This is a genomic window from Exiguobacterium sp. ERU653 (genome assembly GCF_018617775.1).
GTDB classification, from domain to species: Bacteria; Bacillota; Bacilli; order Exiguobacteriales; family Exiguobacteriaceae; genus Exiguobacterium; species Exiguobacterium marinum.
The window spans coordinates 56,378-82,445 of the sequence record NZ_JACSKV010000004.1; the positions used below are offsets into that span (position 1 = coordinate 56,378).

Consider the following 26,068-nt stretch of genomic DNA (forward strand, 5'->3'; position numbering starts at 1 on the left):
CGTTCTCCCCCTTAAGATAGACGAATCAATACAATCCCAATGACCATGACAACCAAACTCACAAGTTGAACACCAGTGACCGGATTCTTCTTCGCTCCGAACCAACCGAAACGGTCAATCAGTAAACTTCCGCATAACAGTCCGACAATGACGATGATGACAGCGATCCCTGTCCCGACAATCGGTACGATGAGGACGTTTCCTCCGATGAAGAGCGCCCCAATGATCCCACCGAGCCAAATCCACCACGGTTGACCTTTCAATTGACCGAGCGAAACGGGTTGGCGTGAGACGAGTAAAATAAGCAAGAGCGCCAACGTTCCAACAATGAAAGAGACCAATGCCCCTTTCAGAGCCGATTCGAGCACTGTTCCCAAATAGCCGTTAATGGCCGTTTGAGTGGCACTCATCATCCCAGTGAAAATCCCGAATAGTCGCCAAAGGTTCAGATTCCCCGTGTCCGTTTCCATGGAGACGACCAGCTTGCCTCTTCGGCGGTTGAGCCAGTCGGATAAAGCGACCGTTCCGATGACTCCTAACAAGACGAGCACGACCCCGAACAAACGAAGCGCCGTAATTGGATGTTCGACAGAATTGAACCAACCAAAATGGTCAATCAATAATCCCATCAAAATCTGTCCAAAAATCGGCATGATGACCGTCTGGACACTTCCGAGTCTTGGGAACAGCAGGATATTTCCCGTTAAGAACAAGACCCCTAACAGTCCGCCAATCCACATCCAATCCGGACCTTCCTGAATCACCGAGCCGTCAAATCCGAATGACTGTCCGGTCAAGAAGAGCAATAGGGACAAAAAGATCGTCCCGACCGTAAACGATAAAAAAGATGCAACGAACGGCGAGCCGACCACCTGACGCAAACGTGAGTTGACACTCGTCTGCATCGGCAGCAAAATCCCAATCGTCAATCCAATCAAAATAGCTAACATGAATGTCTTCCTCGATTCTTCTAGTTCTGTATACATTGTCAGCTTACGCCTCCGTGCCGAAGAAGAAAAGGACCGATGTCCTCAAACAAAAAACGAACCCTTCTCAGGTGTTCGTTTTGGATTCATGGAAGCGTCGATCGCGCGCTTCGCGCAATTCTTTCCCACGTACATGATGCGCATCGAGCGTATGCAAGTGTCGATTGATGACATACGGTGCCAGAATCGACATCACACCGATCCCAAACAACCCAGCAATCGCGACGACGGGCGACAACGAGTCGGCATAATAGGCAGCCAACAAGCAGATGGTTAACACGAAGCAGAGCCACTGGATCCCAAAGTCTGTATACACTAGACGTTGATAACGCGCATCCTCGTTAAAGGTGAGGAGAAGCTTTGTCTTCCGCCACTCGAAACAGAGATATGGGAAAAAACTGATGAAGATGAGGAGCGGAGGATAGAGTTTAGACTGCGTGGCAATCACGAGCGTCATCACGACGGTTGCGATGGCGACGCCCCACCCCCAACGCCAATGACTGTCATCCTGCTCCAGCAACTGCTCAATTCGCTTTTCTTTCGTCAGCATATGAACTCCTTTCATACGAGCGGTAGTGCTTCGTCACCTCATCTCGTGTCGGTTGCTCCGGGTCGGCTTGTCGCAATTGTTGGACGGTCTGATAGTGCGTCCATGCTAACATGACGATGCTTAGACCGAAAATGATCCATGCGACGGGTGCAATTTGCAGACGACTGAAGAGAACTGCTGCTGTGACCGCTCCAATCCAGTAAGAATAGAGGCGATATAAGCGTTTTGTCAGTAGGATGCCTCGACCCGCCGTGAAAATCTGTAAGACACGTCCTTCCTTGATTGTCAGTCCTATGAGTAGGAGTGCCGTGAGGACCGAACCGATTCCCCATATCCACCACGTGTCAAAACCGAGCACAAAACTGTTACAAAAAATAAAGGCTCCCGTGAGCCAAAGGTGGAGGGTTTGTCGTGACTGCCGATATCCTCCGATTACTTGAATCCGTTCTTTCTTTGTCATGACTGCTTACGACCTTTCCTTGAAATATCATCTAACGTATGTTTCAAACGTTCCCGGTTTGCCCGGGTCCATTCGCCCGATGTGACATGGTGTTCATCAAGCGCGGACTGTTTTCGGTCAATCCAAAGCGGAATCAATATGAGACACGGACCGCCAATAAGGAGCGTCCAACTTAGCCACGGTAAGATATTGACTCCATTGAAATACAACCCAATCAAAATCACAAACCAGATCAAACTGCTCAACATGACAGCAAAATCGATTCGTAATAGACGATGATAGCTTGTGGATTCGTTGAAGGATTGCTGCAGTTTCATCTTGTGCCATTCAAGCCATGTCGTATAGAGAAGTGCGACACCAGGTAAAAGAATACTATACGGACTCCATGTCGAAAGAAAATAGATGGATACTCCTAGCATGACTACGCTCACGATGATGTTGAGACGAGTATATCGTTTCTCAAACTGTTCAATTCTTTCAAATCGCTCTGCTTTGTCCACGGCATCACCTCAGTCTTTTACAAAGTCGAGTTTGATTTCACGACGCATCGGCTGTTCTTCGTCATACTGCGGCATCTGTCGGTCGAGCATTTTCTGTGCGACTTGCAATAAGATGACCCCGCCTAAGAAGACAACGAAAAGCGACCATGCCGGCCAATTGATTAGGACGATTAATGGGAAGAGAATCGCCAACAAGACGAGGAGTCCCATTTCCGATACATATTGCCAATCGATGATGCGCTTGGCTTGTTCCACATTCGTCAACTTTCTGACGAAGCGACGCTCTCGTCCGATTGCGAACAGCATGCCCACTAATGTGACCCCTAATGGAATAATATACTTTGACGCACCGTCAGACTGAAGTGCAAGAAAGACAAACATCCCAGTCAGAGCTGCCAGTCCCATTCTCCAAAAGAGCCAACGCTGTTGATAACGATAAATCGTATTGATTCGTTCTTGTTTGTTCATCTCATTCATCCTTTCAGAATCGTCGAATCTCGCGACGTGTCGGTTGTTCCGGGTCGAGCCAGCGGATTTGTTGATCGAGCTTCTCTTGAGCCCATAAGATATAAAGCAATGCCCCACCGATGAGAACCGCAGGAATCCAAGACCATTCCATGATTCGAATGGCTAGCGGATTGACGAGTCCGAGCAACGCGATGAAGAGGAATTCCAGGTGATACTGCAGTGTCACAACACGTTTCACCTGTTCCTGGTCCGACAATTGACTGATCGCGTCTGCTTCATTCGAAAAGAAGTAACGTGTCGCAAGCAACACCCCGCCGATGATAGCGAATCCGATCCAGATGTTCCCGTCCGTCCGCATTAAGAAGTAGACCGCGAGACCTGCCGGAAGCGCTAAGAGTAGGCGTTGCAAGAGTCGCTTTCGATTTGATTGTTTGATTGTATGTAGTCGTTCTTGCTTGTTCATTTTGATTCACCTCTTATTCCACTATACGGGATGAACATGAGAAAAGTTCCGTTATTTTACATTTTCGTACCAAAGTCATGTTTCTTGACGATACGAACTTCTCGCCTTATAGTTTAGTTAACTTAACTATATGTTGAAGAATGAAAGTAAGAGGTTATAAAAAATGAGTTTATTGAAGAATTCTCGGTTCGTGTTCACTTGGTTATCCGGGATGACGCTCACGCTCGGGTTTTCGATTTTCTTCTTGAGCGTCTCATGGTTGACGATCGATGTGTTGAAGCAACCGGCACTTCTCGGGATTATCTTGACGGCGGTCTCGTTGCCGCGTGTCGTCATGATGGTATTTGGCGGTGTGTTCGCCGACCGATTCCAAAAGAGTCGCTTGTTATGCTTAACGAATATCGGACAAGGCGTGTTGATGTTAATTGTCGTTTCGCTCCATTTCGCTGACGCGTATTCGGTGACAGCCCTCTTGATTATCTCCGTATTGTTTGGTCTTTTAGACGGTATGTCATACCCGGCACTGTCATCACTTATGCCTTCAATCGTATCAGGTCAACAGTTGCAACGGGCGAACTCCCTTTTCCAAGGGTCACTCGAGCTGATGTTCGTCATCGGTCCGTTCCTTGCAGGGATCCTACTGACGTGGGGAAGTTTTGGTCTCAGTTTCGGCACGTCGGCTGCATTGATTTTCCTCTCCGCGATTTTGATCATGCCACGGCTGATTCAAGACAACATTCCCGAGGTCGCTCCACTCTCAGCGAAAGATGTACTCGTTGATTTGAAAGAGGGCATTCGTTACGTATCTCAAACACCTGTGTTACGTAGTGGGACGTTCGCCATCGCTATCGTTAACTTGTTCGTCATGGGACCGCTCATCATGAGTATCCCGATTCTCGTTGGTGCGGTCAGAGGGACGGCATTTGATTTGAGTATCATCGAAGGCGGTCTCGCCGTCGGGACGTTCGTCGCAAGCTTTCTGATTCTATTCCTGCGGTCCGTTCATCGTGGACGTTTCGTCTTCCGCGCACTGTTTCTGACACTCGGCGCGTTCTTCCTCTACACGCAAGTTCAATCGATCCCGCTTCTCGCCGTCGCGGCCTCTATGAGCGGATTTATGATCATGCTCGTCTACTTGCCGACCGTCACCATCATGCAGGAACAAAGCGACTCTGACAAAATCGGTCGTGTCATGAGCATCATGTCACTCGCCGCCTCAGGCCTTGAACCGATTGCGTTCGCCATTTTATCGGTACTCGTTGCCTTGGCTGTACCGATTCAAACGCTCTTGCTGGCGTTTGGTATAATCGGATTAGTGTGTGGTGTCCTCTTATACCTCCGGAGCGAAACGTTCCGACGGACACCGTAAAGAAAGGATGAATGACACGTTGAATGAAACACGAAAGCAACAAGTCCTCACGATGTATCGCCAAATCGATGAGCTCGACTTGCTGTTCACGAAATATTTCACGGAGCTGAATCAGTTCGAATTGAGCTATCAACAAGAACAGATGCTGCTTCTCTTTAAACGCCAAGAGACATGGACGACGACAGAGATTGCTACGAAGATGTCCATTTCCAAAAGTGCCGTCAGTCAGGTGCTCAAAGTGCTCGAGCAACGCGACTTCGTCGCGCGGGAAAAGAATCCTGAGAACCTTCGAGAAAGCTTCATCCGGCTTGGTCCGAACGGCCTGGCGTACTCGAAACAAATTGACATGATTGAAGAACGCCTCGCCGAAGAGATGTTTTCCGTCCTCGAGGATGATGAGATGAAGATGATCAATCGCTCGCTCGCGTTGATGATTCAGAAATTCAAATAAAGAAAGGGATTTCCAAATCGGAAATCCCTTTCTTTTAGTTCACCATTATTTTATTTCATTCCAGATATATTGTATCCTTCGATGATATGTTTTTGGAAAATCATAAAGATAATGATAATCGGCACAACCATGAATGTGGCCCCAGCCATCTGTAAAGCGTAGTTTCCACCATGCTGCCCCTGTAGAAGCGCTAATCCAACCGACAATGTGTAAAGAGCTTCATCATTAGCGATAATAAGTGGCCACAAGAAACTGTTCCAAGCACCGATGAAAGTTAAAATTCCTTGTACCGCCAAAATCGGTTTTGACATCGGCAATATGATTGAGAAGAAAATTCGAAACTCACTCGCTCCATCCAATCGGGCCGCTTCTAACATTTCCTCAGGAATCGTCGTCATGAACTGACGGAACAAGAATACCCCGAACGCACCAACGAGACCGGGGAGGACAATCCCCATCATGGTGTTCGTCAGACCCATTTGATTGAGCATCAAATAAACGGGAATCATCGTAACCTGACCTGGAATCATCATTGTCGCCAAGACACCGATGAACAAGATGTTACTCCCCTTAAACTTATGCTTCGCAAACGCATAACCAGCCATTGCCGTGAGCAATAGACCGAAAAATGATGCGAGCACGATTAACAACGTATTCTTCAAATACGTTAAAAAGTTTAAATTCACGAATAAATCGATGTAATGCTCGAACGTCACGTTCTCAGGTAAGATTGTCAACGGTAGCGACAAGATTTCCGCATCCGTTTTAAAGGACGATATTACCATCCAGAAGAACGGCAACATGAAAGCGATACCGAGGACGGTCAAAACAAGCGCGACGAGCAACTGCGAGAGTTTGGCTTTTCGTTTATGGTTTAAGTCGGGAAGTGGCGAGAATTTCTCCCGTTTCACATTCACGGCTACCGGTTTTTCATTTGGAATCATGAATGCCCCTCCTTAATAGTTGTTTTCGTTCTTTTGAAGACGGAACTGAATGAGTGTCACCGTAATGATCAGAATGAACAGCACGACCGACCCGGCAGCCGCATAACCGAAGTTACTGAGCTGGAAGCCGTTGTTGTAGATAAACAACGCGAGCGACGTCGTCGAATTGAGCGGACCGCCCTCGGTCATGATGAGCGGTTCTTCGAAGAACTGAATCCATCCGATTAAAGTTGTCACCGTTACGAAGAAAATCGCGTATCGGAGCAACGGAATTGTAATCTTGAACATTTGCTGGAACGTACTTGCCCCATCTAACGCTGCCGCTTCATAGTACGTGCGTGGAATCCCTTGCAGTGCTGCCAAGAAAATAATCATATTGATTCCGACCGCACGCCATACGGCAAGCATGATCAACGATAACTTAGCGATAAACGGATCTTGTAGCCATGGGACGTCTGGAAGACCGACTGTATTTAATAGAAAATTGAAGAGACCATACTGTGGATTAAACAAGAAGCCCCAGACAACTGCGACTGCTACGACGTTCGTGATTGACGGCATATAAAAGACGACACGGAACCATTCGAAAACTTTACCAGTCCCGAAATTGATTGCCATCGCAATCGCGAGCGAAAGACCTATCACAATCGGTACTCCAATAACGACATAAACAATCGTGTTCAATAACGCTTGGATGAACACTTCATCTTTGAAAATTTCAATGTAATTGGTGAGTCCGATCCATTCAATGTTTGCCCAGTTCGCAATTCCCGCCAAATCCATGTCTGTAAAACTCATGAAAAAAGCAATAAATAAAGGCATGATTGAGAACATGAGTAACAAAAGAACCGTCGGCGCGACGAGCACATACGGCGCTCGATCATTAAGAAATTGTTTCATAAGGTTCTCCTTTAATTAAACGAGAGGGGGGGTACCCCTCTGTTTATTTTAAAATCGACTTCGCTTTTTCTTGGAACACCTTAACTTCATCCTCTACAGTAGCCGCACCGCGATACATTTTCTCAAAGCTCTGCAAATATGTTTGTGCTACTTTTTCCCACGTTATCATCATCGGCATCGGCTCTGCCGCTTCCATCTGCTCACCGAATGTTCTGAGTTTCTCATCGTTTTTGAGCGTCTCGTTCTCTGCCCATGTCGCTTTTGTTGATGGAAGTGACTTCGTCATCTCCATCCACTCAGTCTGTGTTTCTGGTTTACTCATATATGCGATAAACTTTGCGGCTTCGTCTTTCTTTTCACTGCTTTCAAAAATACTTAAGTTCGATCCACCAAGGAACGAGATATTATTTTCTTTCGCTGGAAGAACGGCTGTACCCCACTTCTCTTCAATGTCAGGCATTTGATCATTGATAATGTTAATCATCCATGGCCCACTGATGAACATCGGCACGTTCGGTTCTTCTGCCCCGAACGCCTGCACAACATCAAGCCCTAAATCGATTGGTGCATATCCTTCTGTGAAGTAGTTTGTTAAATATTCTGCGCTTTCGATGAATTCTGGTTGATCAAAGAGCGGCTCTTGATTTTCTGTTAACAGCTCTGAACCGTTTTGACGAGCGAACATAAACGATAGCATTTGGTCGTTCGTGTCCAACGTAATCCCGTACATGTCTTCCCCGTCACGAGCTGCAAGTTTTTTCGAAGCGTCTTCTAATTCATCCCACGTTTTTGGCGCTTCCGGGTAACCTACTTTTTCAAGTGCGTCTTTCCGATAATAAAGAACACGTGTATCGACATACCAAGGTGCCCCGTAAAGACCGTCCTCGAATTGAACCGTTTCAACCGATCCTTCATAAAAGTTTGATGGATCAAGTTCCGGGTAATCTTTTACGAAATCTTTCATATTCGCGAGTGCTCCCGCCTCTACGAATTCAGGCATCCAAGATGTTCCCATTTGGACGACATCTGGACCATTTTTCGAAGCGACCGCAGTCAACAGTTTATCGTGCGCTGTATCCCAAGGGATTGCTTGTACTTTGACGTTGACGCCTTCGTTTTCTTTTTCATACTGTTCTGCTAGTTTCGGTAAAGCTTTTCCTTCTTCACCCATTGCCCAGACCGTGATAGTATTTGCGTCATCGCCGCTCGATCCAGAAGAACATCCCGCCAATAGACCTGAAATGATTACCGTGCCCGCTACCGCTGCTAACCCTAATTTCTTCATCTGAATTCCTCCGTTTCTCGATAATCGAAACGTTTCGATTATCGTGTAAAAAAATAATGTTTATACAAAGGTTTTACTGCAAATCAACAGGTTAAACGTTTCTATAAACATTATAGTTCACAATGTATCCGCTTACAATACGTATTTTATCTTTTATTATTTTTTTTTCGAATCGAGGCGTCTTTCATGAACTTTGAAGGGATTGTCTCTTTCGAATTTTCTTTCTCTTCAATCAGATGGAGTAATGCGCGAGCCGCCTTTTTGCCCCAGTCAGGCTTCGAATAACTGACGCTCGCGATTCGGGGCTGCGTATAGTTGGTAATCTCGAGTTTATCAAAGCCAACGAGCGAAATGTCTTCCCCGATTCTGAAAGAAGAGTTTTGCAAGACGTCATAAACCCCGAGCGCCATGTCATCATTTAAACAGATAATAGCATCCCCTTCTTCGAGAACTTCAAGTAAGTCACTCGCTGCACGAATGCCTGACCGTTTCGTGAATTCACCGGTCCATTCCCGGACGGTTACCCTAGCCGCGTTCGCGCGATCAACGACAACTTTCCGTCGTTCGACAGCGTCATGATTGCCGACCGGTCCGTTCACAAGTTGGATTTGTCCAGGATTGGTCTCTAGGATGGCGTCCATCTCTTGATTCATCCCAATCTGATTATCGAGCAGCACACAACTGATGTTCGGATGCTCAATCTCACGGTCGAGCATCGTCAGCGGGTGGCCTCGGTCTGCGAACTCTAAAATCTGTTCTTGGGTGAAGCGATGCCCTAAGATGAGCGCCCCATCCACCATGCGTTCGGTCATCAGACGATGTGATTCGGGACCGTTGCAAACAATCAACTCATAGCCAGTATCAGACAGCTCTTGGTTGATGCCTTTTAATAACTCTCCATAGAACGATCCGGAATAATCGCCTAAAAAGGCTCCAATAATATGCGTCTTTCTCGTTTTTAGCGTCCTCGCCGCAGCGTTCGGCACGTAGTTCAACTCTTCAGCGATTTTAATGATGCGTTGCCTCGTCTTTTCTGTCACTTTCGGACTGCCGTTCAGCGCATATGAGACGGTCGATATCGAAACGCCAGCCTCTTTTGCGATGTCTTTAATTCCTGCCATTTCCTCACTTCCTTCTGTCAAAAATTATAACATATGAACGCTTCATACGGCCGTAGCATTGGCGCCTCAACCTTCTCTGTCGAAACTAAACGTTCCCCGCAACCACTGGGTAGCGGTAGCGTATCTTGAGACAAATTTGCGACGACAAGGAGTGGGGGCTCTCCATCGATTATGCGGCGATACACATATAGCCGCTCCTCCGTCGGGACGAGTTCATAAGCTCCGTCTCGAAGCAGTCTATTTGTCCGGCGTAACGCAATCAATTCTCGGTACAGATGAAGCAGACTCGTTTCATCTGAACGCATCGTCGCGACGTCCCTGCCTGCTTCGTCGTGAGCTGATCGAAGCCACGGTATTCCCGTGCTGAACGAGTTCGTTCCTTCGTTCCATGCCATCGGAATTCGGGCATGGTCACGTCCTTTCATGCGAACAGCATCAAGCGTTCCACCCGTCCGCAAATAATTTAGCGTCTCGATATCTTGGTACTCCTCTGTCGCAATCGTACCGTTCGTCATCCCGATCTCTTCTCCTTGATACAAAAACGGGATTCCTTTCAACCCGTACAGGAGGACTGCGAGCATCTTCGCAGCCCGCTCGTCACCATCATACCACCGTGAAATGACACGCGGTTGATCATGATTGTTCCAGAACAGGCTATTGCGTCCTTCCACCGCAAACGCTCGTTGCCACGTATCGAGAGTGGTTTTCAGTCTCGACGGCTCGAACGGAGCAAGCTCCCATTTGCCTTGCCCCGCCTGCTCATCGAGAGCACACACTTCAAAATTGAAGACGACGTCGAGCGAACCGTCCCGTTGCAAAGTTAGAATTTCGTTCGGATTCAACCCGCCCGCTTCCCCAACAAGCAACAAGGAAGAGGTGTCAACTTGCGCGACTAAATCTTTCAAGTAACGGCGCATCAACGGAAAGACAAGCCATTGCTTTCGATTGACGTCTTTACCAATTAAATCAATGACATCAAACCGAAAACCAGTCACCCCGCGCTCGACCCAAAATGCTAAGACTGCTGACATTTCCTTGCGTACTTGCTCATTCCCCCAATTCAAATCTGGTTGTTCCGGAGCGAATGCGTGGAAATAGTACTGACCCCGAATCGGTGAGTACGTCCACGTCCCACCCCCGAAGAACGATCTCCATTCATTCGGCGTATCACGCCAAATGTAGAAATCACTAAATTCTCCTTCCGGGTCACGTTCGGATTGAAGGAACCACTCATGCTGATGCGACGTGTGATTGGCGACGATGTCCATCATGATGCCGATTCCTCTGCCACGTGCTTCACGAATCAACTCGTTCATATCATCCATCGACCCGAACAGAGAATCGATTCGTGTATAGTCTGCGACGTCATAGCCGTTATCGTAACCGGGTGAGACGTAAACCGGATTCAACCAAATCATCTCTACCCCGAGCCAGCTTAAATAGTCGAGGCGACTGATCACTCCTTGTAAATCACCGACCCCGTCACCGTCGCTGTCTTGAAAACTCTTTGGATATACTTGATAGACTGTGCTCACTTTTTTTGCGTTCATATGGTCCTCCTATTAAGAAAAGGGTGACGAATTCGTCACCCCTTCACCGTAATCACTAACTCATTCTTTTCCTTGGCGTAGCGCAAAAATTCATCTTTTTCGACACGCTGTCCTGCTTCGCGGTATGGATTCGTTAGAGTGTGACCGTTCAACTTCTGACCATTCAGCGTTATACTCGGCTCACCCGTACGGAACTGGACCATCGTCTCCGCACCGAACAGGCGGATTTTCACATATGTGTCCGCATCGACAATCGGATCGAATTCGACATGATTTGTCCCGAGACGAATCCCCAGGTAATTCGAGACGAGCTGGTTGAACCAGATTCCCGGTCCACTCGAATAAATGCGCCATCCTGCTTTCACGGGTACCGCTCCATCTTTCAAACGGTTGAACTGCGCCTCCGCCGTATAGCGGTCAGCGAAATCTCCATCCGAACTACTGAAGTAGGCATTTCGTTGTCTCGGTGCGGCATTTTTCACTTCATCCATCCGGACCGGGTTAATCATATTGAAGGCCGGGCGAATTTTCTCTCGAAGCCCCGCCTTCGCGAGCGCCTCGATGTAGCGAATATGAGCATGAACGTACTGCAACCCAATCTCACGACCAAAGTTCGCGGCCTGTTCGGCCCGCATAAAGTGACGACTGACTCCGCCTTGGTACTCGGCAGGTCGGTTCATGAGACGGACTCCGTCCGGGAACGTCAAATGCGTGGCGATCAAATCAAAGTTACGTGTCATCTGGTCTTGGTCGACAAGTTCAGCGATGACACTGCGCGTCATTGGCAACAAGCGGTAGCGCATTGGCAGCGTTTCGTCGGACGGATGAAGCATCGCCTCAAAGCGTCCATCAACTTCTTTTAAGAATCCTGCGATAACCCCGTCTCGAATCATCTCGTCTGTGAACTGCTTCCGAATTGCTTGGCTCAACTCACCTAAACGATCTGCCAAATGTGACGCCGGCAACTGTTCGTGCAACTGACGGAACGTTTGGTACGTCAATGTGACCGTCCATGAACTGATGAGGTGACGTTTCAAATCCTCATCGGCTGGTTGGAGCGTGTCGTCCCAGTCTCCTCCACCGTAAGCCGAAAAGACAGAACCTTCGACAAAGTGATCTTCAATGAATCCAAGTGCTCGTTCCACGTGCGAATACAGTGAAGCTTCCGCTTCTGTCTTTCCATCACGATAGCGGAATGGAATTATTTCGTCTAGACACGTCACGTCCTCAGTTCGGGCTAAGTAATCCGACAATGCCTTGAGCGGCCAAACGATGACATCGCCATGACTATCCTCTTGTTGGATACCCTCATATTCATCGAACATGAACCATTGTGGCCAATCTCCGTCCTTAAATTGATGACTGAAAATCACGAGCAAGAGTTTTCGCGCCTCTTCAAAATGACCGGTCGCAAGCAAGAACTCCATCGGCCCTTGTGAAATGTCCCGCGTCCCCCAAGCGGCTCCACCATACTGCTCTAGACCGTGCGGTGATTGATAGTGCACCCGCATGTTTTGAACGTACCAAAACGCTTGAATATTCAACGCTTCGATGTCAGGTGTCTCACCTTCAATCGTGAGTCCGTTCATATAGCTATCCATCCACCTCCGGTAAGCGTGTCGCTCCTGATTTTCATCAAGTCCGAACGGGACGTGAGTGGCCAGTCCAAGGTGCATCGTCACACGCTCACTCGGCTCAAAAGACATCCAGACGAGATCGTCCTCAAACAGTCGGTCGAACCAATCTGACGTTTTGAGGAGCTCAAACGGCTGATTGCTTTCGATTGCGTACGCCAAATCAGGTCGTGTTCCGGCGCTGTCTGCCGTATTGTCCGCTTTGAATAGGAGCCGGTTGTCCATCTGCTCCATACGGAACGGAACGACGTACTCTTGCGTGTTCATCGCGACCTGGTGGCTCATGACGATCCGTCGCGATTGCGACGATTCGACGGTCGTCTTGATAACAGGAGCATCTGAGGCGATAACTGTACGGACGATAATCGTCTCCCCGTCTAACTCGTAGCGCCATACGGCCTCGTTCAGACGCATCTCGAACAGACTCGGCATCGTCAGCAAACGGTATGCCCCGTTCATCTCGACATAGATGCGTTGCCCTGACGTTTTCGGGACATTGAGTGGATTACGGACGTTGGTCGTCCATTTGTTGAAGTTTGTGTTGCCGTAAACGATATGCGAGTTAAAGACACCGTTCATGAATACGGTCGTCGCGAGCTTCGACTCGTCCGGCATCAGACTCCCAGCGTTCAATAAGATGTTCCCGTGACTTCGCTCAACGAGATGCTCTTTCGCCGCTAAGACGACGTGCGAACCCTCTTCGGTGAAGAAGGACATGAGCTGTCCACCCTCTATCTCTTCGAGTCGTCGCACCGGGTAGAGGCGCTCGATTTCGCTCATCGCGAGCCCGCCACCGCTGATTGGTTGGAACGATTGGTGAAGCCGCGGGCGCGGACGTACTGTTTGATCGACAGGCGTGCCCGCTTCGATTGTTGTGAAATGCTTGATTGAATTCTCTGTCAGCTTTTCAGGATGATCTTGAACGAATGATAATTCGAATGTGATTTCTCGTTCCGTCCCCATGTCTAACGTCTCTGTACGAAGTGTCGGTAAAGCGAACTCATATTGATAGACACGGGAAGGCAACGCATTGTCTAGTCCTGCGGCCCGCCCGGTCAATTTATACGATGTACCATATACATCAAAACCATCCGTCGCATATTCTGCGATAGTTCGGGACGACGTCATTCGAATCGCCGGGAACCCGGTCGACTGCTTTTGATTTTGGCGCGCCATCAGCGCCGTATCCGTCTTCATATAGTCGATATACTGGGCCATGTAAGCCTCATTCGTGCGAACACCACCTTCATCAGCAAGCCCGAGATCTTGGACGTACGTGACGTCGAATTGACCTGTCCCTTCGAATGTAGCGTCAAAGCGAACGCCGTGGTCACTGATTGTCCCTCGTACTTCATATGCGAACTCCGGATAGTGTCCTGACCAAACGATTTTTTGACCAGAGGCCGCAAAATCACTAGGTGAATGCAATCCCAGCAACGGTCGGGCAACTCCTCCCTCATGTCGGACATAAAGGTTTGCCATCGAGCCGTCAAATGGATGATGGATTAACTGATTGACCATGATCGGTCCGGTTTTAAATTGGCGGATGTCTCCCATCGGAGTGAGCGAAAGGCTCACGTCTCCGCATGTTAGTGTTGTCTGTTCGGTTAATACATTCACGTCGTACACCTCGTTTTTGTTTTTAGTTCAAAAGATTTTGCCAATACGTCACGGCTGTTCGGGCCCACAAAAAGCGTAAACGTTCCCTGATCAGCGTCAAACGAACCGTTCGGCTGAAGATAGCGGAGCATATCTCCTTCAACGGTGAACGTTACCGTCACGGATTCGCCGGCTTTGAGGGTCACTTTCTCGTACCCTTTCAATTGTTTGACCGGCCGTGAGACTTTGGCTATGTTGTCTTGGATATACCATTGGATAATTTCTTCTGCCGTCGTCGCCCCATCATTTCGAATGACGACAGTCGCCTCGACGATGCCGCCTGTTTTGTCTTTGACGATGAAATCGTTGTAGCTAAACGTTGTGTATGTCATACCATATCCGAAAGGGAAAAGCGGCTCGTTCGGTGCGTCGAGATATTTGCTCGTGTAGCGTGGGTCAGCGTGTTCGATGTCTGACGGACGCCCTGTCCGCAACGCGTCGTAGCGGATCGGTACTTGTCCGATGTTATAAGGAAACGACATCGTCAGTTTCCCCGACGGACTGACTTGCCCGTACAATAAGTTCACAAGCGCCGAACCAGCTTCAGTTCCCGGATACCAGGCCTCAAGCACCGCATCCGAATGTTCAACGACGTCGCGCAAATCGAGCGGACGGCCATTGAACAAAATCGTCACGACTGGTTTCCCGAGTGACTTTAGACGCTTAAGCCCTTCGCGCTGTGTCTTCGGAAGACGAATGTCCGTACGGCTGCCGGCTTCACCGCTCATCCACGAGGCTTCGCCAAGCGCCAGGATGACGACATCCGACTGTTCTGCGATGCGGCAAGCCTCCGTCCAATCAATTTCTTTTTCGACGGTCGATCCTTCCGCAAACACATAAGGAATTTCAGCCCGGTCAAATGCCTGCCGCAACGTCACGGCTTCTTCTCTTTTCCCATATCCGTCCCACGGACCAAGCACGTCGTTTGAGTCGGCGAACGGTCCGATGAGCGCGATGCGTTGCTTTTGTAACGGAAGGACACCATCATTTTTCAAAAGGACCGCACTCTTTTCTGCCAGACGACGCGCCTGGTCTCGATGCCCATCTGAAAGGTGGAGCGTTGTCTCTTTCGCTTGATCAATCCCTCGGTAAGGGTTGTCGAATAAACCTAATTCTTCTTTTAGCTTCAAGATCCGCAAGACCGCCTCATCCAGTAAAGCCTCATCGACCCCATCTGCAAGCACCGCTTCCAGATGATTCGTGTATGCGCCCGACATCATATCAATATCAACGCCAGCTCGGAGTGCGAGTTCACCCGCATCCTTCAGCGTCTCGGCGACGCCATGATGGATGAGTTCTTTGATTGCAGTCCAGTCCGAGATCAATACACCTTCAAAGCCCCAGTCACTGCGGAGGATATCCCGCATTAGATATTCACTAGCCGTGGCCGGAACACCATGGACGACATTGAAACTCGTCATTACCATCTTCGCCCCCTCTTCAAGGGCTCGTTTATAGGCCGGCAAATGGAACTCACGCAGCTCGCGGTCAGATACATCGACCGTATTGTAGTCGCGTCCTCCTTCCGGCGCGCCATACGCCGCGAAGTGCTTGACGCAGGCAGCCAGCGTATCGTCTCTCGTCAAATCGTCCGACTGATAACCACGGACGAATGCCGCCGCCATCTCACCGTTCAACCACACGTCTTCTCCGCTCGATTCCATGACACGCCCCCATCGTGGGTCGCGTGACAAGTCAGCCATAGGAGAGAACGTGACGTGTAGACCGGAAACGGTCGCTTCAACGGAAGAAGTGCGTGCCATTTGTTCAATTTCGTTGAGATCCCACGAACAGGCCATCGCGAGCGGGACCGGGAAAATCGTCCGGTGTCCGTGAATGATGTCCGCCATGAACAAGAGCGGGATGCCGAGTCGATTATGTCGCAAGTAACTTTCCTGCAACTTTTGCGCTTGTTTAGCGTTGCTGATCCCGATGACCGATCCGATGTTCCACCTATTCTCGTCGGTGATGCCGTCTTCTTTCAACAACTCCGCAATTGGTCCGGTGATCACATCTTGCTCATCATCCGAAAAAATGGATGGCAGTGTCTGAACAAGCTGTCCCACCTTTTCAGCTACTGTCATCTCCTGCACTAATTGTGTCGCTCTCATTCCATCCCGCCTTTAACTTTTATTTGTTAATCGAAACGTTTCACCTGTGTATACCAAAATTATAAGCGCTTACAAAAAGAGATGCAATGGTTTATCGAAACGTTTCTATAAAAATGTACTTATATTTTCCATCCAACAAGAAGAAACGACTTAAAATCAAATTGTTCTTGATTTTAAGTCGTTTTTTCTTCATTTAATTTTGACACTGTCGATAACGTTCCATGCCTCTAACCGCATACTTATGATCAATCTCCAGTGCTAAGCCTGCGACTGACACCGTACCAATCATCCCGACACCGTTCACGCGGATCGGAAGCGTTCCTCGCTGGTAACAGTGAATCTGTATCGTGTGAGAGACCCGACTCTTCAAAACGCTTTGCGATGAAGTGCGAGCTAAGTTGATAGTGGTCCGTCACCCGTTTCTTCCGAAACAACCACATGTAATTCTCTTCTGGCGTTCCTTCCATCAAATACGTGAAGACCGGGATACGGTTCTTTTCGATATGAACAGCGACGTTCACCCCGTCCTCTTTCTCCAAGTCGATGATCGTTTGACCGAGTTGAAGTGCCTCTTCGTGACCGAACGTCAAAAGTGTTAATTGTTCCTCTTGTGCTTGAAGTTGTGTTGTATTCATCATGATCTTTCCTTATACGAAACAAACCCGTCACACAGGGTGACAGGCTCGATTAATCTTCTATGTTGAATTGCTTTACAACCCGCTCCGCTGACCGTAACGCCCCTTCAATATGTCCCCCAAACTGCGCATCCGTCTCCGAACCGATCAAATGGAGACGGTCCCCGAGCTCGATTGGACGGTAAGCCGGGAATGCCGTGAGCGGCATGAGGTCATCAGATGTCGCTGTCTCTGATTCTGTCGACCAATCCATATAATGAAAAGCCAGAAAATCATTCGCTTTCGGACCATATAACTTCTCCAGTTGCTCGATGACACGCGTCTTCACTTGTCCTCCCCCCAGCGCTTCTCGTTCTCCCGGTGACAGACGGAAGAATCCGAACAGCGCACCTTGACCGTCAACCGGTGAAGCGTCATGAATCTCTTGAAGCAGACCGACCCAACTCATCCCAAAGCCAGACAAGCCCTCTTCTCGCCAGAACGGTGTCTCGTATACAATGAGTGCCTTCGCCTGGGATGCCATCCAAGTCGGTGTCGTTTTGATCGCTTTTCGCGTTTGCGCTGACAGTGCCGGTTCAATCGCTACATCTGCAACGAGACGAGGTGGAATCGCGAGGATCACGTCGTCCGTGTGGTGCACCGAACCATTTTGAAACGTCAGTTGGACTCGGTCTGACTGTCGCTCGATCGAGGTCAGGCGGTGTCCAAGTCGAACGATGTCATCGGGCAACTTCGCATGCAGAGCTTCCGCCAGACTCGTCATCCCACCGACTAAACGCTTGGATAAGACGATGCTTTCTTCCGGTAACACATGTCGTTCCGGTGCGGTCGTCGTTTGACGTTCGAGTACCATTTGTCCTGTCGTGTGTTGAACGAATGACTTGAGTCCGAGTGTATCCACGAGTTCAGAGATCGTCTTCTCCGTATCCGGCCAATACCACGTCGGACCGAGGTCGTAGCCGTCCTTCGTGAAGATACGTCCACCAACTCGGTCACGTGCCTCAAAGATTGTGACGTCATATCCGTTTTGATGAAGCTGGCTCGCGGCATAAAGCCCACTGACACCAGCTCCGATGATGGCGATTGATTTCATTGTAACTTCTCCTTTGTCGTACGTCTCTCCTCGATTATACTGAGTTAGATGGCTTTACATATGCAAGAAAGGACGACATCAATTGAAAAATATGTTCTATTATCTATTCTTCCCTTATATCGTATTGATGCGCATTTTGTACCGTTTTATTCAAACTAAGGGTCGGATGACTGTGGCGATGTGTCTCGTTTCATATCCCATATGGTCTCTATTTTTATTCGACCTCATTCAATGGCCGACCGCAGTCGAATTTGTCATCATTATGTACGTATCAAGCGCTCTATATGTCCCTCATTTTTTCTTTGACACAGATGTGAAGCGAAGACGACCGAACGGGTACATCCCAATTGCAGAACGGCATCGTTAAGTCCAATCTATTTCATTCAAATAGTCTAGAAGCTGTTGATTTGTCATGTCATCTTGTCTCAACAGTGTTTCCCCTTCCTCTACTCGCTGATCTTCCGGGAAATAGAGTTTTAGAATCGCCAAGCACGCTTCTACAGTGGTCGCAAAACTCTCATCCTTTACGTTGATTGTTAAATACCACCCTCGGATGACGCGCTTCACAATGGACCGCTTCTCTAGATGAGACATCTGTCCACGAAGCAATTTCGACTTGGCTGCTTCAATCGAGGAAACCAAGTCCTGGTTCAACGACTCACTCACACGAGCATCCGGCTTCATGTGCGGGAATCGAGTCGAGACGTCTTCCCCGTAAACACACGTACAGAGATGTCTTAGCCAGAATCCCCATTCAAATCGGTTCGTCGGATCAAGCGCCACATCTAGGCGCCCAATATCGTAGTCGATTTTGATGACTTCCGGATGTTCCGTTAGTAATTGCTCCGTCTGCTCCACCAATTCTGTGGCATCGATGTCCTCATGCACGAGCACCGTCAAATCGAGATCGGATTGCCCAGCAACGGCCGTCCCGCGCCCGATACTTCCGTAAAGGTATATGCTATGTAGCTGTTCACCGAATGCTTCTTTCACCAGTTCGATTGCTTTATAGAGGACGGTTTCAAACTCAGGCTGTATATGACGGATGGACGTCTGGTTGATGACGTAACCAGCATCGTCCGTTCCAAGTCGAGTCGGCTTGTTCATGACACACCTTGTTCGACGAACGATTGGACACCGAGCACCTGGTGAAGATGAATCTGGTCGACAATATAGTAATATTTCGTATTCGTTTCGGGATATTCCTCAACGATTGCTTCGCACCATTCACGGTCGAACATCTTCTCCCACGATGTACGCAGTTCTTCCTCGTTCTCTGCCTCACGGTCTTCAAAAGAAAGGAACCATCGATTTAAGGCGAACACCCAATATCCTGCTTCCAGTTCTAACACGGCCTCATCGGGTAGCTCGACGGTCAAGACGACACCCGGCTCCCCAACCTTTAAAAAACCACCACGCGCGACGTTGGGTGGGGTATCACTAAGCCAAACAAGATCATTCCCATTTAGTAATCGTTTCATGCGCTGCTCATATTGGTCAGCCAGCCAGTCATAGGCAGGTCGATGATTGGCATCATCCTGATCTTTAAGCATGCCGTAGTTCGGGTTGCCAAATAAAAAGCCATTTCGCTTAGCGGCTTCCCATGCATCTGCGTGCTGATATGTATAATAGATTGCCATTCCATCGACTCCTTTCAACTCTCTCTATTCAGTGTACCGAGAATAAAGGGTACAATGCCAGTGCCACTCTTTCGCTTTGGATGGATTTGGAAGTATAATGAGATGTATACGTAAAAGGAGGAAGCGCTCGTGAATATCATCATTAGTTCATTATTTGCAAGCCTTGCATTTTTCTTACCGATTATCGCTATCGTGTTCGGAATTGTATGGCTTGTCAAAGTAGTCAATCGATTTGAAAAGCGCGCAGAAGAGAAACTTGAATTGGAACGTCAAAACAATGAACAATTTCAGGTATTAATTGACCGTCTTGATCGAATCGAACAACAATTAGATCCAAATACAAAACGCAGCTGACTCATGTTAGCTGCGTTTCGCCTGATCACACTTTCCATTCAAACGACTTTGAACGAATGAGGCCGAGCTTATATCCGATACGCCACACCATCCCTCTTACTCGGTCCAATAAACTGTCTCCCCGACCGACGAATGGCATGACAGCACGAACTTGGGTCAAATCAATTCGGTGAACGACGTGTTGATACACCAATTCAACATTTGGTTGGTCCGCGACGGACGCTTCGCACCATACTTTGTCAAATATACGTTCCCACGATTGTCGCACGAACAGTTCATCCGGTTCGTCTTCTCGATCATACTCTTCTAACGTCTCATATAATGGAAAGTTACTTAGCACATGATGCCAATACGTAAACTCGGAAGCCAACACCTCTTCGTCTGGTAGTTCAACGGTCAACACCACACCTTGATTCCCTTTGCCAATATGTCCATCTCGTCCCAAGTCGGGGAACTCGTCCCAACACCAAATCGGATAGTTTCCGTTCAATGAGATTCCAATTCGTTTCTCATACTGTTCGACCATCCAATCATAGGGTGCTTTAAAATCTTCAACCCCTTCTTCCATGAATAGTGCGTGTTCGCCGTTTGCTTCAAGATACCCTTTCTTCAAAGCTTGTTGCCAAGCCCCTTCTCGTTGATGTGTATAGTAGATACCCATAACTTTTCAACCCTTTCACCATTCTTCTTCTTCTTCTTCTTCTTCTTCTTCTTCTGCTAGTTTATAAAATTTACGCAGAAACACTACGGCAAAAAAATAACCAGGTCATATTATACGATAGGTCGGAATGACACAGGCGAAGAAAGGTTGATGAGCGATGAGGGACGGCCGTATTCCATCGATTCGTCGATGAACGTCTCTAGCGTGCGTACATTCTCCGTTACCACTTTGACGAGGTAACTATACTGGCCGGCTAAGCGATGACACTCGATGACAGTCGGCTGTTGACGACAAAATTCACGGAACGCCTCACACCGATGTGTGTCATAAAGAATAAAGGCAGTCATATGCTTGTCCATCTTTTCGGGATTTACGATGGCCCGGTATCCTGTAATGACTTTACGGTCTTCAAGTCGCTTTACCCGTTCGGTCGTAGCGGGCGTAGACAATCCAATTTGTCGTCCTAATTCGGTCATCGAAATCCGGGCTTGTTGTTGCATCAATTCAAGAATATGGCGGTCTATTTCATCCATTTGGCATTCACCTTTCAAAAATAAAGTGAAACGGTACATTATCCGTTCTTTCTTAAGTCATTCGCTGAAACTTCCGTCAAACCTCTATGTATCTGTATTCCTCCGTTGCATACACTTGAAGTAACCAATTCAAGGGGGAATCAACATGCAAACAACAGTCGTTCCATTACTCATCATCGATGTCCAACAAGCCTTTCATGATCCAAGCTGGGGAAACCGCAACAATCCACAATGTGAAGAGAATATCGCGCGGTTGATTGAAGCATGGGAAGCTCAAAATCAACCAATCATCTACGTCCAACATGTCACGAACGTTCCAACCTCACTCTTCTATTTCAAAAAAGACGGTCATTTGTTCCAAGACTTCATCCAACCTCGTGAACAAGATGTCATCCTGACGAAACAGGTGAATAGCGCCTTCATCGGAACGGACTTACAGGAACGACTTGAAGCACTTGGTGCGACACAGATGGTCATCACCGGATTGATCACGAACCATTGTGTCGAGACGACCGCACGGATGGCGAGAAACTTAGGATTCAATCCAATCGTCGTCTCCGATGCGACGGCAACATTCGACCGTCAATCGATCAGCGGGACATGGATCCCCGCAGCGGTCATCCATGATGTGTCGCTCGCTAGTTTGAATGAAGAATTTGCATCGATTCAAACGACGGAAGCAACACTCCAGTTCATTCAACAAAAAGAAGTACAGCCCTTCTCATGAAGGCTGTACTTCTTTGCTGTCATCCTGCTTGATCTCGAAGGGCAGCATGAGATGTGAGAAAAGAACTTTTCTTAAAATATATACTTGAAACGAGTAACGTCAACGCTCCAATCAGATACAGGAGATTGGGATTGATCCAGTCCGCAAACATTCCTCCAAACAAATAACCGAATGGGGCCAACATTCCTTGAAGCGCATAAACGACCGTCAACGTCCGTCCTAGGTATTCAGATTGAATTTGACGTTGAAGAAGTGTCTGAAACTGAATGCCCATCATACCGATTGCAATCCAAGCTATCCCAAAACTGATCAACGTCACGCCAACGTTTCGATTCAACCAAATTGCCGATACACACCAAGCAAGCCCAGCGATTCCTGTCGCAAAAACGAAAGTCCAACGTAATGAGCGATCGCCGTAGCGAGTGGACAAACCGCTCCCGAGTAACGTCCCGACCGAAATCGCGGCAAGCCATAAGCCATACATGTTCTCAGTCGTAGCGAGAATCGGGAGTACACCAAGTGAAATCGAAACCATGAAGTTGAGACACGTGAACACAGCAATCAACGTTCGGAACGAACCGAGTTTCCAAACATATCGAAACCCGACTTTCAAATCAGTCAGATACGTCACATCCTCTGATGTACGAGTCACCGTTTCATTGATTCGAAGGAAGAAGACAATGACCGCAAATAAAAAGAGGTATAGAACTGCATTACTCATATACATGAGACCGACACCAATAAGCGCCAGCAAAAATCCCGCAATCGCATTACACAACAAATCGAGACTATGATGCGTGAACGTGAACCATGCGTTCACTTTCTGTAAGTCCGATTCTCGCACGAGTGACGGAACAAGTGCATATTCTGTCGGATAACTCAGCTCGCTCGCCAGCGTCGCGATGAACAATCCGGCGATGACAATCCCAACGCTTAACTCACCAAACGCATATAAACTCGCCAGAACGATCAAGACCATCGCTTGGATTGCCATGGCCACAAGCAACAACTTCTTTTTTGAATAGCGATCAATGAGTGGTCCATAGAGCACTTGGAATGCCACTGGTATCATCGCCGCAAACGTAGTGACACCTATCCAAAATGAGGCATCCGTTGTCTCTTTGACATACCAGACCGAGGCCAAGAAATAAAAACTGTCCGAAAAGTTTGCAATGACACGCACTACTAACAAAACCAATATATTTCGATTCATCTTATCCGCTCCTCATTTGATTTGTCGATGTCATGACAGACAAATCAGAGGGCGGTCCACGTATGCAAAGTTATATGTCGTTCAAGTAATGGTACATGGTCTTCTCCTTTTCCAATATGTTTCGAGTGCTTTCAATCAACATGACCAACTTTCCCCCGACTGTATAATCGATGGGTCACATGACTCTAATCGACTTGCTTCAATTTGCGGTCAAGATTCGAGGATGCAACGATTCCAAATAAAACTAGACTACAAGCCAACAGCAATCCCGAAGTGTATTCTTCTCTATACAAAGTCATCGTACTCAATAGTACAAACGTTCCAATCATTCCAAGACCTAAGGCACACTCATACCAGACGAGTCGGCGATATCGCACACTTTTGTTAAATGTCAAAAGAACATTCGTACGAAACGCAATCTTGATACACGCCGTGACCGGAAATAAGATGATGAACCAAGTGATTTCGGCTAACCATTGATGATCATTCCAGTAAAATAAGGCACCGCTCAAAGTAATCAAGAGTCCTACGTGAATCGCAAGACGGGTCGAGCGTTTAGCAGATGCGTACATATGATTGAAGCGTTGTTTCGTTTCACTCATCCACTCACCTCACGACATGACTTTTCGTTTCATCTGTTTCCAGTGTACAAACGCATTCGCAAACCAGATGATCGTCAACAGCGGAAACATGACGTTCATCCAGTTCGAACGTTCTATGTGGAACAAGGGGATCGCAAGAAAGAGAGCCAAACTCAATATACCTGCTCCAAGATACATGAAAAATAGTAATCGATGATTGGATTTCACCGTGAATCCTCTGTATTCAAAACCGGATACTTCACTGCGTTTTTCACGAGCTTGTCTTCAATCGCCTTTGACACATCGATGCCAGCAGCATGTGCGAACGTCAGCGCATAGATCAACACGTCTGCCAACTCCTCTTCCATCTCCGTCTTTTTCGTCTCAAGCGCTTCTTCACTCGAGATCCACTGGAATACTTCAAGTAACTCACTCGCCTCGAGGGACAGGGAAAGTGCCAAGTCCTTCGGGTTATGATGAAACGCCCAATCACGCTCATTTCTGAATCTAATGACCTCATCCATTAATCGTTGTACTTCATTCATACATGCACGTCCTCACTATTTATATTTAATCATGTTACCCACAGTAAAAACTCCACGTCTTACATACTCTTGAATCAATCGAACGGAAACCTCTTCTGATAACTCCTCTAATTCAAGCACTTGTTTCAATTCTTCATGAAATGAAGCGAACGTCGGTATTTTGTTTTCAAACTTATACGCCTTCTCGAGTCGAATCAGAAAAAATGAAACATCATGTCTCTTTCCGACTGGTAGGTCATGTTTTAATAAGACGTACTCTAATTCAGTTTTTAACTGATTATGTAGTGTTGAATCTTGCTCAATCACTCGAAGTAGAAGGGATTGAAGCATTTCAACTTGAGATTCTAACTCGAACATGCGTGTCTGCATCTCTTCGAATTGCTTATCCATTGATTAGAGTCCCTCCCCTTCACTAATTCGTTACGCATCCTATTTTACCAAAAGATGTAACTTCCATGTGTAATCATCTTCCTCTTAAGCCCTTCTCTGTAAAATGTTATACTCCATCTAAAAAGGGAGGGATTCGGTGCTTACTTTCCATAACGTCTCGGTGCGCCAACAAGACACACTCATTCTCGAAAACATTTCATTTACAATCCAACCAGGTGAGTTGGCGGCTATCCACTGTGGCGTCATTTCCCGAGAAATCATCTTCGGTCTCATCAGTCAGGAAATCATGACATTTACCGGGAACATCAACCACGCTTCAACGCTGTCTCTCTTCTCCATCCGGGACGGTTTATACGATCGACTCACCATCGAGGAGTATTTACGCTTCACCAAGCGTCTTTATGATTCAACTGACTCGGTCGACTCGGTGATTCAACAGCTCCAACTCACAACTTACCGCAAGCAACGCCTCCACCGTCTCAATCGTTCCCTTGTCAGACGCACACAGTACGCCGCGCTGCTTCTCCAGGACCGTGACCTGTATGTGTTTGAAGAACCGGATCAAGACGTGGACCAAGAAACACGCCACCTTTTACGCGATACGTTACAGACATTGACGTCGAGACAAAAAGCCGTCCTTGTGTTGACGAGCAACATGGAGAGTGCGCTCTTCATGACATCGACCGTTTATCGGATCGACCATCGTCACTTGCGTCTGTTAGATGTGGAACCAGAAGAAGCGGATGAGACAGACATCTCATCTGAGGTCATCCACGTCCGTTTCGAGAAGATTCCAACGAAAGTGAACGAAAAAATCATCTTACTCGATCCTCCTGAAATCGACTTCATCGAAAGTCAGGACGGACAGTCGATTTTACATAGTCAATCGGATCAGTTCCCGAGTGTCTTCACGATGAACGAGCTCGAGACGCGTTTGACCCCGTACGGTTTCTTCCGTTGCCATCGGTCATATCTCGTGAACTTACAACGTGTCCGCGAAGTCATCACTTATACGAAAAATAGCTTCAGTCTCGTCTTGGATGATTCAGAGAAGACAATGATTCCGTTATCTAAGACAAAAATGGCGGAATTGAAGACGATGATGGGGCTCAAATAGTCTCCATTCATAGTTCCTATCGCTTCGTTCACATCATGATAAGCGCCATTTATCGCCATTTGAATGCGGTCCTCCTTTATTCCTTATACGATAGAGGCAAGCAAGATGACATCGACAAGGAGGAACGG

Annotated in this window: 30 protein-coding genes and 1 pseudogene; 6 read left to right on the forward strand and 25 right to left on the reverse strand. The window is 47.7% G+C overall.

Features of this window, described 5'->3' with window-relative positions:
* Window positions 1-11: 11 nt before the first annotated feature.
* The 6 genes from KNO95_RS12815 to KNO95_RS12840 form a co-directional block, all read right to left on the reverse strand.
* Window positions 12-950, reverse strand: a complete 939-nt coding sequence (locus KNO95_RS12815) for a DMT family transporter (protein ID WP_251129413.1) — start codon at window positions 948-950, stop codon at window positions 12-14.
* Window positions 951-1,053: 103 nt separating this feature from the next.
* The gene (locus KNO95_RS12820; protein WP_214704087.1) at window positions 1,054-1,536 is read right to left on the reverse strand and encodes a hypothetical protein; all 483 of its coding nucleotides are present in this window, start codon (window positions 1,534-1,536) and stop codon (window positions 1,054-1,056) included.
* On the reverse strand, window positions 1,511-1,996 hold the full coding sequence (locus KNO95_RS12825; RefSeq protein WP_214879182.1) for a hypothetical protein: 486 nt from the start codon (window positions 1,994-1,996) through the stop codon (window positions 1,511-1,513). Before KNO95_RS12825 ends, KNO95_RS12820 begins: the two co-directional genes overlap by 26 nt.
* Window positions 1,993-2,496 carry a hypothetical protein gene (locus KNO95_RS12830; protein WP_214879185.1) on the reverse strand — a complete coding sequence of 168 codons (504 nt, stop codon included), beginning with the start codon at window positions 2,494-2,496 and terminating at the stop codon, window positions 1,993-1,995. The genes KNO95_RS12825 and KNO95_RS12830 overlap by 4 nt, the downstream gene beginning before the upstream one ends.
* Before the next feature lie 9 nt (window positions 2,497-2,505).
* On the reverse strand, window positions 2,506-2,964 hold the full coding sequence (locus tag KNO95_RS12835) for a hypothetical protein (protein ID WP_214879186.1): 459 nt from the start codon (window positions 2,962-2,964) through the stop codon (window positions 2,506-2,508).
* A 13-nt stretch (window positions 2,965-2,977) separates the two neighbouring features.
* Complete coding sequence (locus tag KNO95_RS12840) at window positions 2,978-3,427, reverse strand: hypothetical protein (protein ID WP_214879189.1); 450 nt, start codon at window positions 3,425-3,427, stop codon at window positions 2,978-2,980.
* A 163-nt stretch (window positions 3,428-3,590) separates the two neighbouring features.
* Between KNO95_RS12840 and KNO95_RS12845 the strand changes: the two genes are divergently transcribed.
* Both KNO95_RS12845 and KNO95_RS12850 read left to right on the forward strand, forming a co-directional pair.
* Entirely contained in the window at window positions 3,591-4,796 is a 1,206-nt protein-coding gene (locus tag KNO95_RS12845) for an MFS transporter (RefSeq protein ID WP_214879191.1), read from the forward strand.
* Window positions 4,797-4,815: 19 nt separating this feature from the next.
* On the forward strand, window positions 4,816-5,247 hold the full coding sequence (locus KNO95_RS12850; protein WP_214879193.1) for a MarR family winged helix-turn-helix transcriptional regulator: 432 nt from the start codon (window positions 4,816-4,818) through the stop codon (window positions 5,245-5,247).
* A 50-nt stretch (window positions 5,248-5,297) separates the two neighbouring features.
* Here the strand turns inward: KNO95_RS12850 and KNO95_RS12855 are convergent, their stop codons facing one another.
* From KNO95_RS12855 to KNO95_RS12895, 10 genes and pseudogenes are all read right to left on the reverse strand, one after another.
* Window positions 5,298-6,191, reverse strand: a complete 894-nt coding sequence (locus tag KNO95_RS12855; RefSeq protein WP_152538858.1) for a carbohydrate ABC transporter permease — start codon at window positions 6,189-6,191, stop codon at window positions 5,298-5,300.
* Between the two features lie 12 nt (window positions 6,192-6,203).
* Window positions 6,204-7,091, reverse strand: coding sequence for a carbohydrate ABC transporter permease (locus tag KNO95_RS12860; protein WP_026824413.1), 888 nt, complete (start codon window positions 7,089-7,091; stop codon window positions 6,204-6,206).
* Between the two features lie 43 nt (window positions 7,092-7,134).
* Window positions 7,135-8,376: a sugar ABC transporter substrate-binding protein gene (locus KNO95_RS12865; RefSeq protein ID WP_214701259.1), complete on the reverse strand. Its 1,242-nt coding sequence runs from the start codon at window positions 8,374-8,376 to the stop codon at window positions 7,135-7,137.
* A 146-nt stretch (window positions 8,377-8,522) separates the two neighbouring features.
* Window positions 8,523-9,497 (reverse strand): LacI family DNA-binding transcriptional regulator, encoded by a 975-nt coding sequence (locus KNO95_RS12870; protein ID WP_214704099.1) that lies wholly within the window; start codon window positions 9,495-9,497, stop codon window positions 8,523-8,525.
* Between the two features lie 17 nt (window positions 9,498-9,514).
* Window positions 9,515-11,047, reverse strand: coding sequence for an alpha-glucosidase (locus tag KNO95_RS12875; protein ID WP_214879195.1), 1,533 nt, complete (start codon window positions 11,045-11,047; stop codon window positions 9,515-9,517).
* Window positions 11,048-11,082: 35 nt separating this feature from the next.
* Complete coding sequence (locus KNO95_RS14560; protein WP_214879197.1) at window positions 11,083-14,301, reverse strand: GH36-type glycosyl hydrolase domain-containing protein; 3,219 nt, start codon at window positions 14,299-14,301, stop codon at window positions 11,083-11,085.
* Window positions 14,298-16,451: a glycoside hydrolase family 3 N-terminal domain-containing protein gene (locus KNO95_RS12885; protein ID WP_251125198.1), complete on the reverse strand. Its 2,154-nt coding sequence runs from the start codon at window positions 16,449-16,451 to the stop codon at window positions 14,298-14,300. The genes KNO95_RS14560 and KNO95_RS12885 overlap by 4 nt, the downstream gene beginning before the upstream one ends.
* A gap of 193 nt (window positions 16,452-16,644) precedes the next feature.
* The gene (locus KNO95_RS14565) at window positions 16,645-16,755 is read right to left on the reverse strand and encodes a heme-degrading domain-containing protein (RefSeq protein ID WP_161634142.1); all 111 of its coding nucleotides are present in this window, start codon (window positions 16,753-16,755) and stop codon (window positions 16,645-16,647) included.
* Between the two features lie 67 nt (window positions 16,756-16,822).
* A pseudogene (locus tag KNO95_RS12890) lies at window positions 16,823-17,089 on the reverse strand (heme-binding protein); the annotation flags it as partial.
* A 49-nt stretch (window positions 17,090-17,138) separates the two neighbouring features.
* A complete protein-coding gene (locus KNO95_RS12895) occupies window positions 17,139-18,179 on the reverse strand; it encodes a flavin monoamine oxidase family protein (RefSeq protein ID WP_214879201.1) in 1,041 nt (346 codons plus the stop codon).
* A gap of 82 nt (window positions 18,180-18,261) precedes the next feature.
* Between KNO95_RS12895 and KNO95_RS12900 the strand changes: the two genes are divergently transcribed.
* Window positions 18,262-18,546 carry a hypothetical protein gene (locus KNO95_RS12900; RefSeq protein ID WP_214879203.1) on the forward strand — a complete coding sequence of 95 codons (285 nt, stop codon included), beginning with the start codon at window positions 18,262-18,264 and terminating at the stop codon, window positions 18,544-18,546.
* On the opposite strand, the gene KNO95_RS12905 is transcribed toward KNO95_RS12900, so the two are convergent.
* Window positions 18,543-19,286, reverse strand: a complete 744-nt coding sequence (locus KNO95_RS12905; RefSeq protein WP_214879205.1) for a nucleotidyltransferase domain-containing protein — start codon at window positions 19,284-19,286, stop codon at window positions 18,543-18,545. The two genes, KNO95_RS12900 and KNO95_RS12905, sit on opposite strands and share 4 nt — an antisense overlap.
* On the reverse strand, window positions 19,283-19,819 hold the full coding sequence (locus KNO95_RS12910; RefSeq protein WP_026824422.1) for a DUF3841 domain-containing protein: 537 nt from the start codon (window positions 19,817-19,819) through the stop codon (window positions 19,283-19,285). Before KNO95_RS12910 ends, KNO95_RS12905 begins: the two co-directional genes overlap by 4 nt.
* A 129-nt stretch (window positions 19,820-19,948) precedes the next feature.
* Here KNO95_RS12910 and KNO95_RS12915 point away from each other — a divergent pair, with 129 nt between their 5' ends.
* Window positions 19,949-20,173 carry a hypothetical protein gene (locus tag KNO95_RS12915; protein WP_214879207.1) on the forward strand — a complete coding sequence of 75 codons (225 nt, stop codon included), beginning with the start codon at window positions 19,949-19,951 and terminating at the stop codon, window positions 20,171-20,173.
* Between the two features lie 25 nt (window positions 20,174-20,198).
* Here the strand turns inward: KNO95_RS12915 and KNO95_RS12920 are convergent, their stop codons facing one another.
* Together KNO95_RS12920 and KNO95_RS12925 are read right to left on the reverse strand one after the other, a co-directional pair.
* Window positions 20,199-20,834 (reverse strand): DUF3841 domain-containing protein, encoded by a 636-nt coding sequence (locus tag KNO95_RS12920; RefSeq protein WP_214879209.1) that lies wholly within the window; start codon window positions 20,832-20,834, stop codon window positions 20,199-20,201.
* A gap of 110 nt (window positions 20,835-20,944) precedes the next feature.
* Window positions 20,945-21,367: an Lrp/AsnC family transcriptional regulator gene (locus tag KNO95_RS12925; RefSeq protein WP_214879211.1), complete on the reverse strand. Its 423-nt coding sequence runs from the start codon at window positions 21,365-21,367 to the stop codon at window positions 20,945-20,947.
* A gap of 145 nt (window positions 21,368-21,512) precedes the next feature.
* Here KNO95_RS12925 and KNO95_RS12930 point away from each other — a divergent pair, with 145 nt between their 5' ends.
* Window positions 21,513-22,094, forward strand: a complete 582-nt coding sequence (locus KNO95_RS12930; RefSeq protein WP_214879213.1) for a cysteine hydrolase family protein — start codon at window positions 21,513-21,515, stop codon at window positions 22,092-22,094.
* A gap of 19 nt (window positions 22,095-22,113) precedes the next feature.
* On the opposite strand, the gene KNO95_RS12935 is transcribed toward KNO95_RS12930, so the two are convergent.
* The 5 genes from KNO95_RS12935 to KNO95_RS12955 all read right to left on the reverse strand — a co-directional run bounded on the left by KNO95_RS12935 (window position 22,114) and on the right by KNO95_RS12955 (window position 24,823).
* Window positions 22,114-23,307 (reverse strand): MFS transporter, encoded by a 1,194-nt coding sequence (locus KNO95_RS12935; RefSeq protein WP_214879215.1) that lies wholly within the window; start codon window positions 23,305-23,307, stop codon window positions 22,114-22,116.
* A gap of 185 nt (window positions 23,308-23,492) precedes the next feature.
* Window positions 23,493-23,909: a hypothetical protein gene (locus tag KNO95_RS12940; protein WP_214879217.1), complete on the reverse strand. Its 417-nt coding sequence runs from the start codon at window positions 23,907-23,909 to the stop codon at window positions 23,493-23,495.
* 9 nt (window positions 23,910-23,918) lie between these two features.
* Window positions 23,919-24,116 carry a hypothetical protein gene (locus tag KNO95_RS12945; protein ID WP_214879218.1) on the reverse strand — a complete coding sequence of 66 codons (198 nt, stop codon included), beginning with the start codon at window positions 24,114-24,116 and terminating at the stop codon, window positions 23,919-23,921.
* Window positions 24,113-24,433 (reverse strand): nucleotide pyrophosphohydrolase, encoded by a 321-nt coding sequence (locus KNO95_RS12950; protein ID WP_214879219.1) that lies wholly within the window; start codon window positions 24,431-24,433, stop codon window positions 24,113-24,115. The genes KNO95_RS12945 and KNO95_RS12950 overlap by 4 nt, the downstream gene beginning before the upstream one ends.
* Window positions 24,434-24,448: 15 nt before the next feature.
* Window positions 24,449-24,823, reverse strand: coding sequence for a hypothetical protein (locus tag KNO95_RS12955; RefSeq protein WP_214704117.1), 375 nt, complete (start codon window positions 24,821-24,823; stop codon window positions 24,449-24,451).
* Between the two features lie 136 nt (window positions 24,824-24,959).
* Between KNO95_RS12955 and KNO95_RS14570 the strand changes: the two genes are divergently transcribed.
* The gene (locus KNO95_RS14570; RefSeq protein WP_214704119.1) at window positions 24,960-25,940 is read left to right on the forward strand and encodes a LytTR family transcriptional regulator DNA-binding domain-containing protein; all 981 of its coding nucleotides are present in this window, start codon (window positions 24,960-24,962) and stop codon (window positions 25,938-25,940) included.
* Window positions 25,941-26,068: the final 128 nt, after the last annotated feature.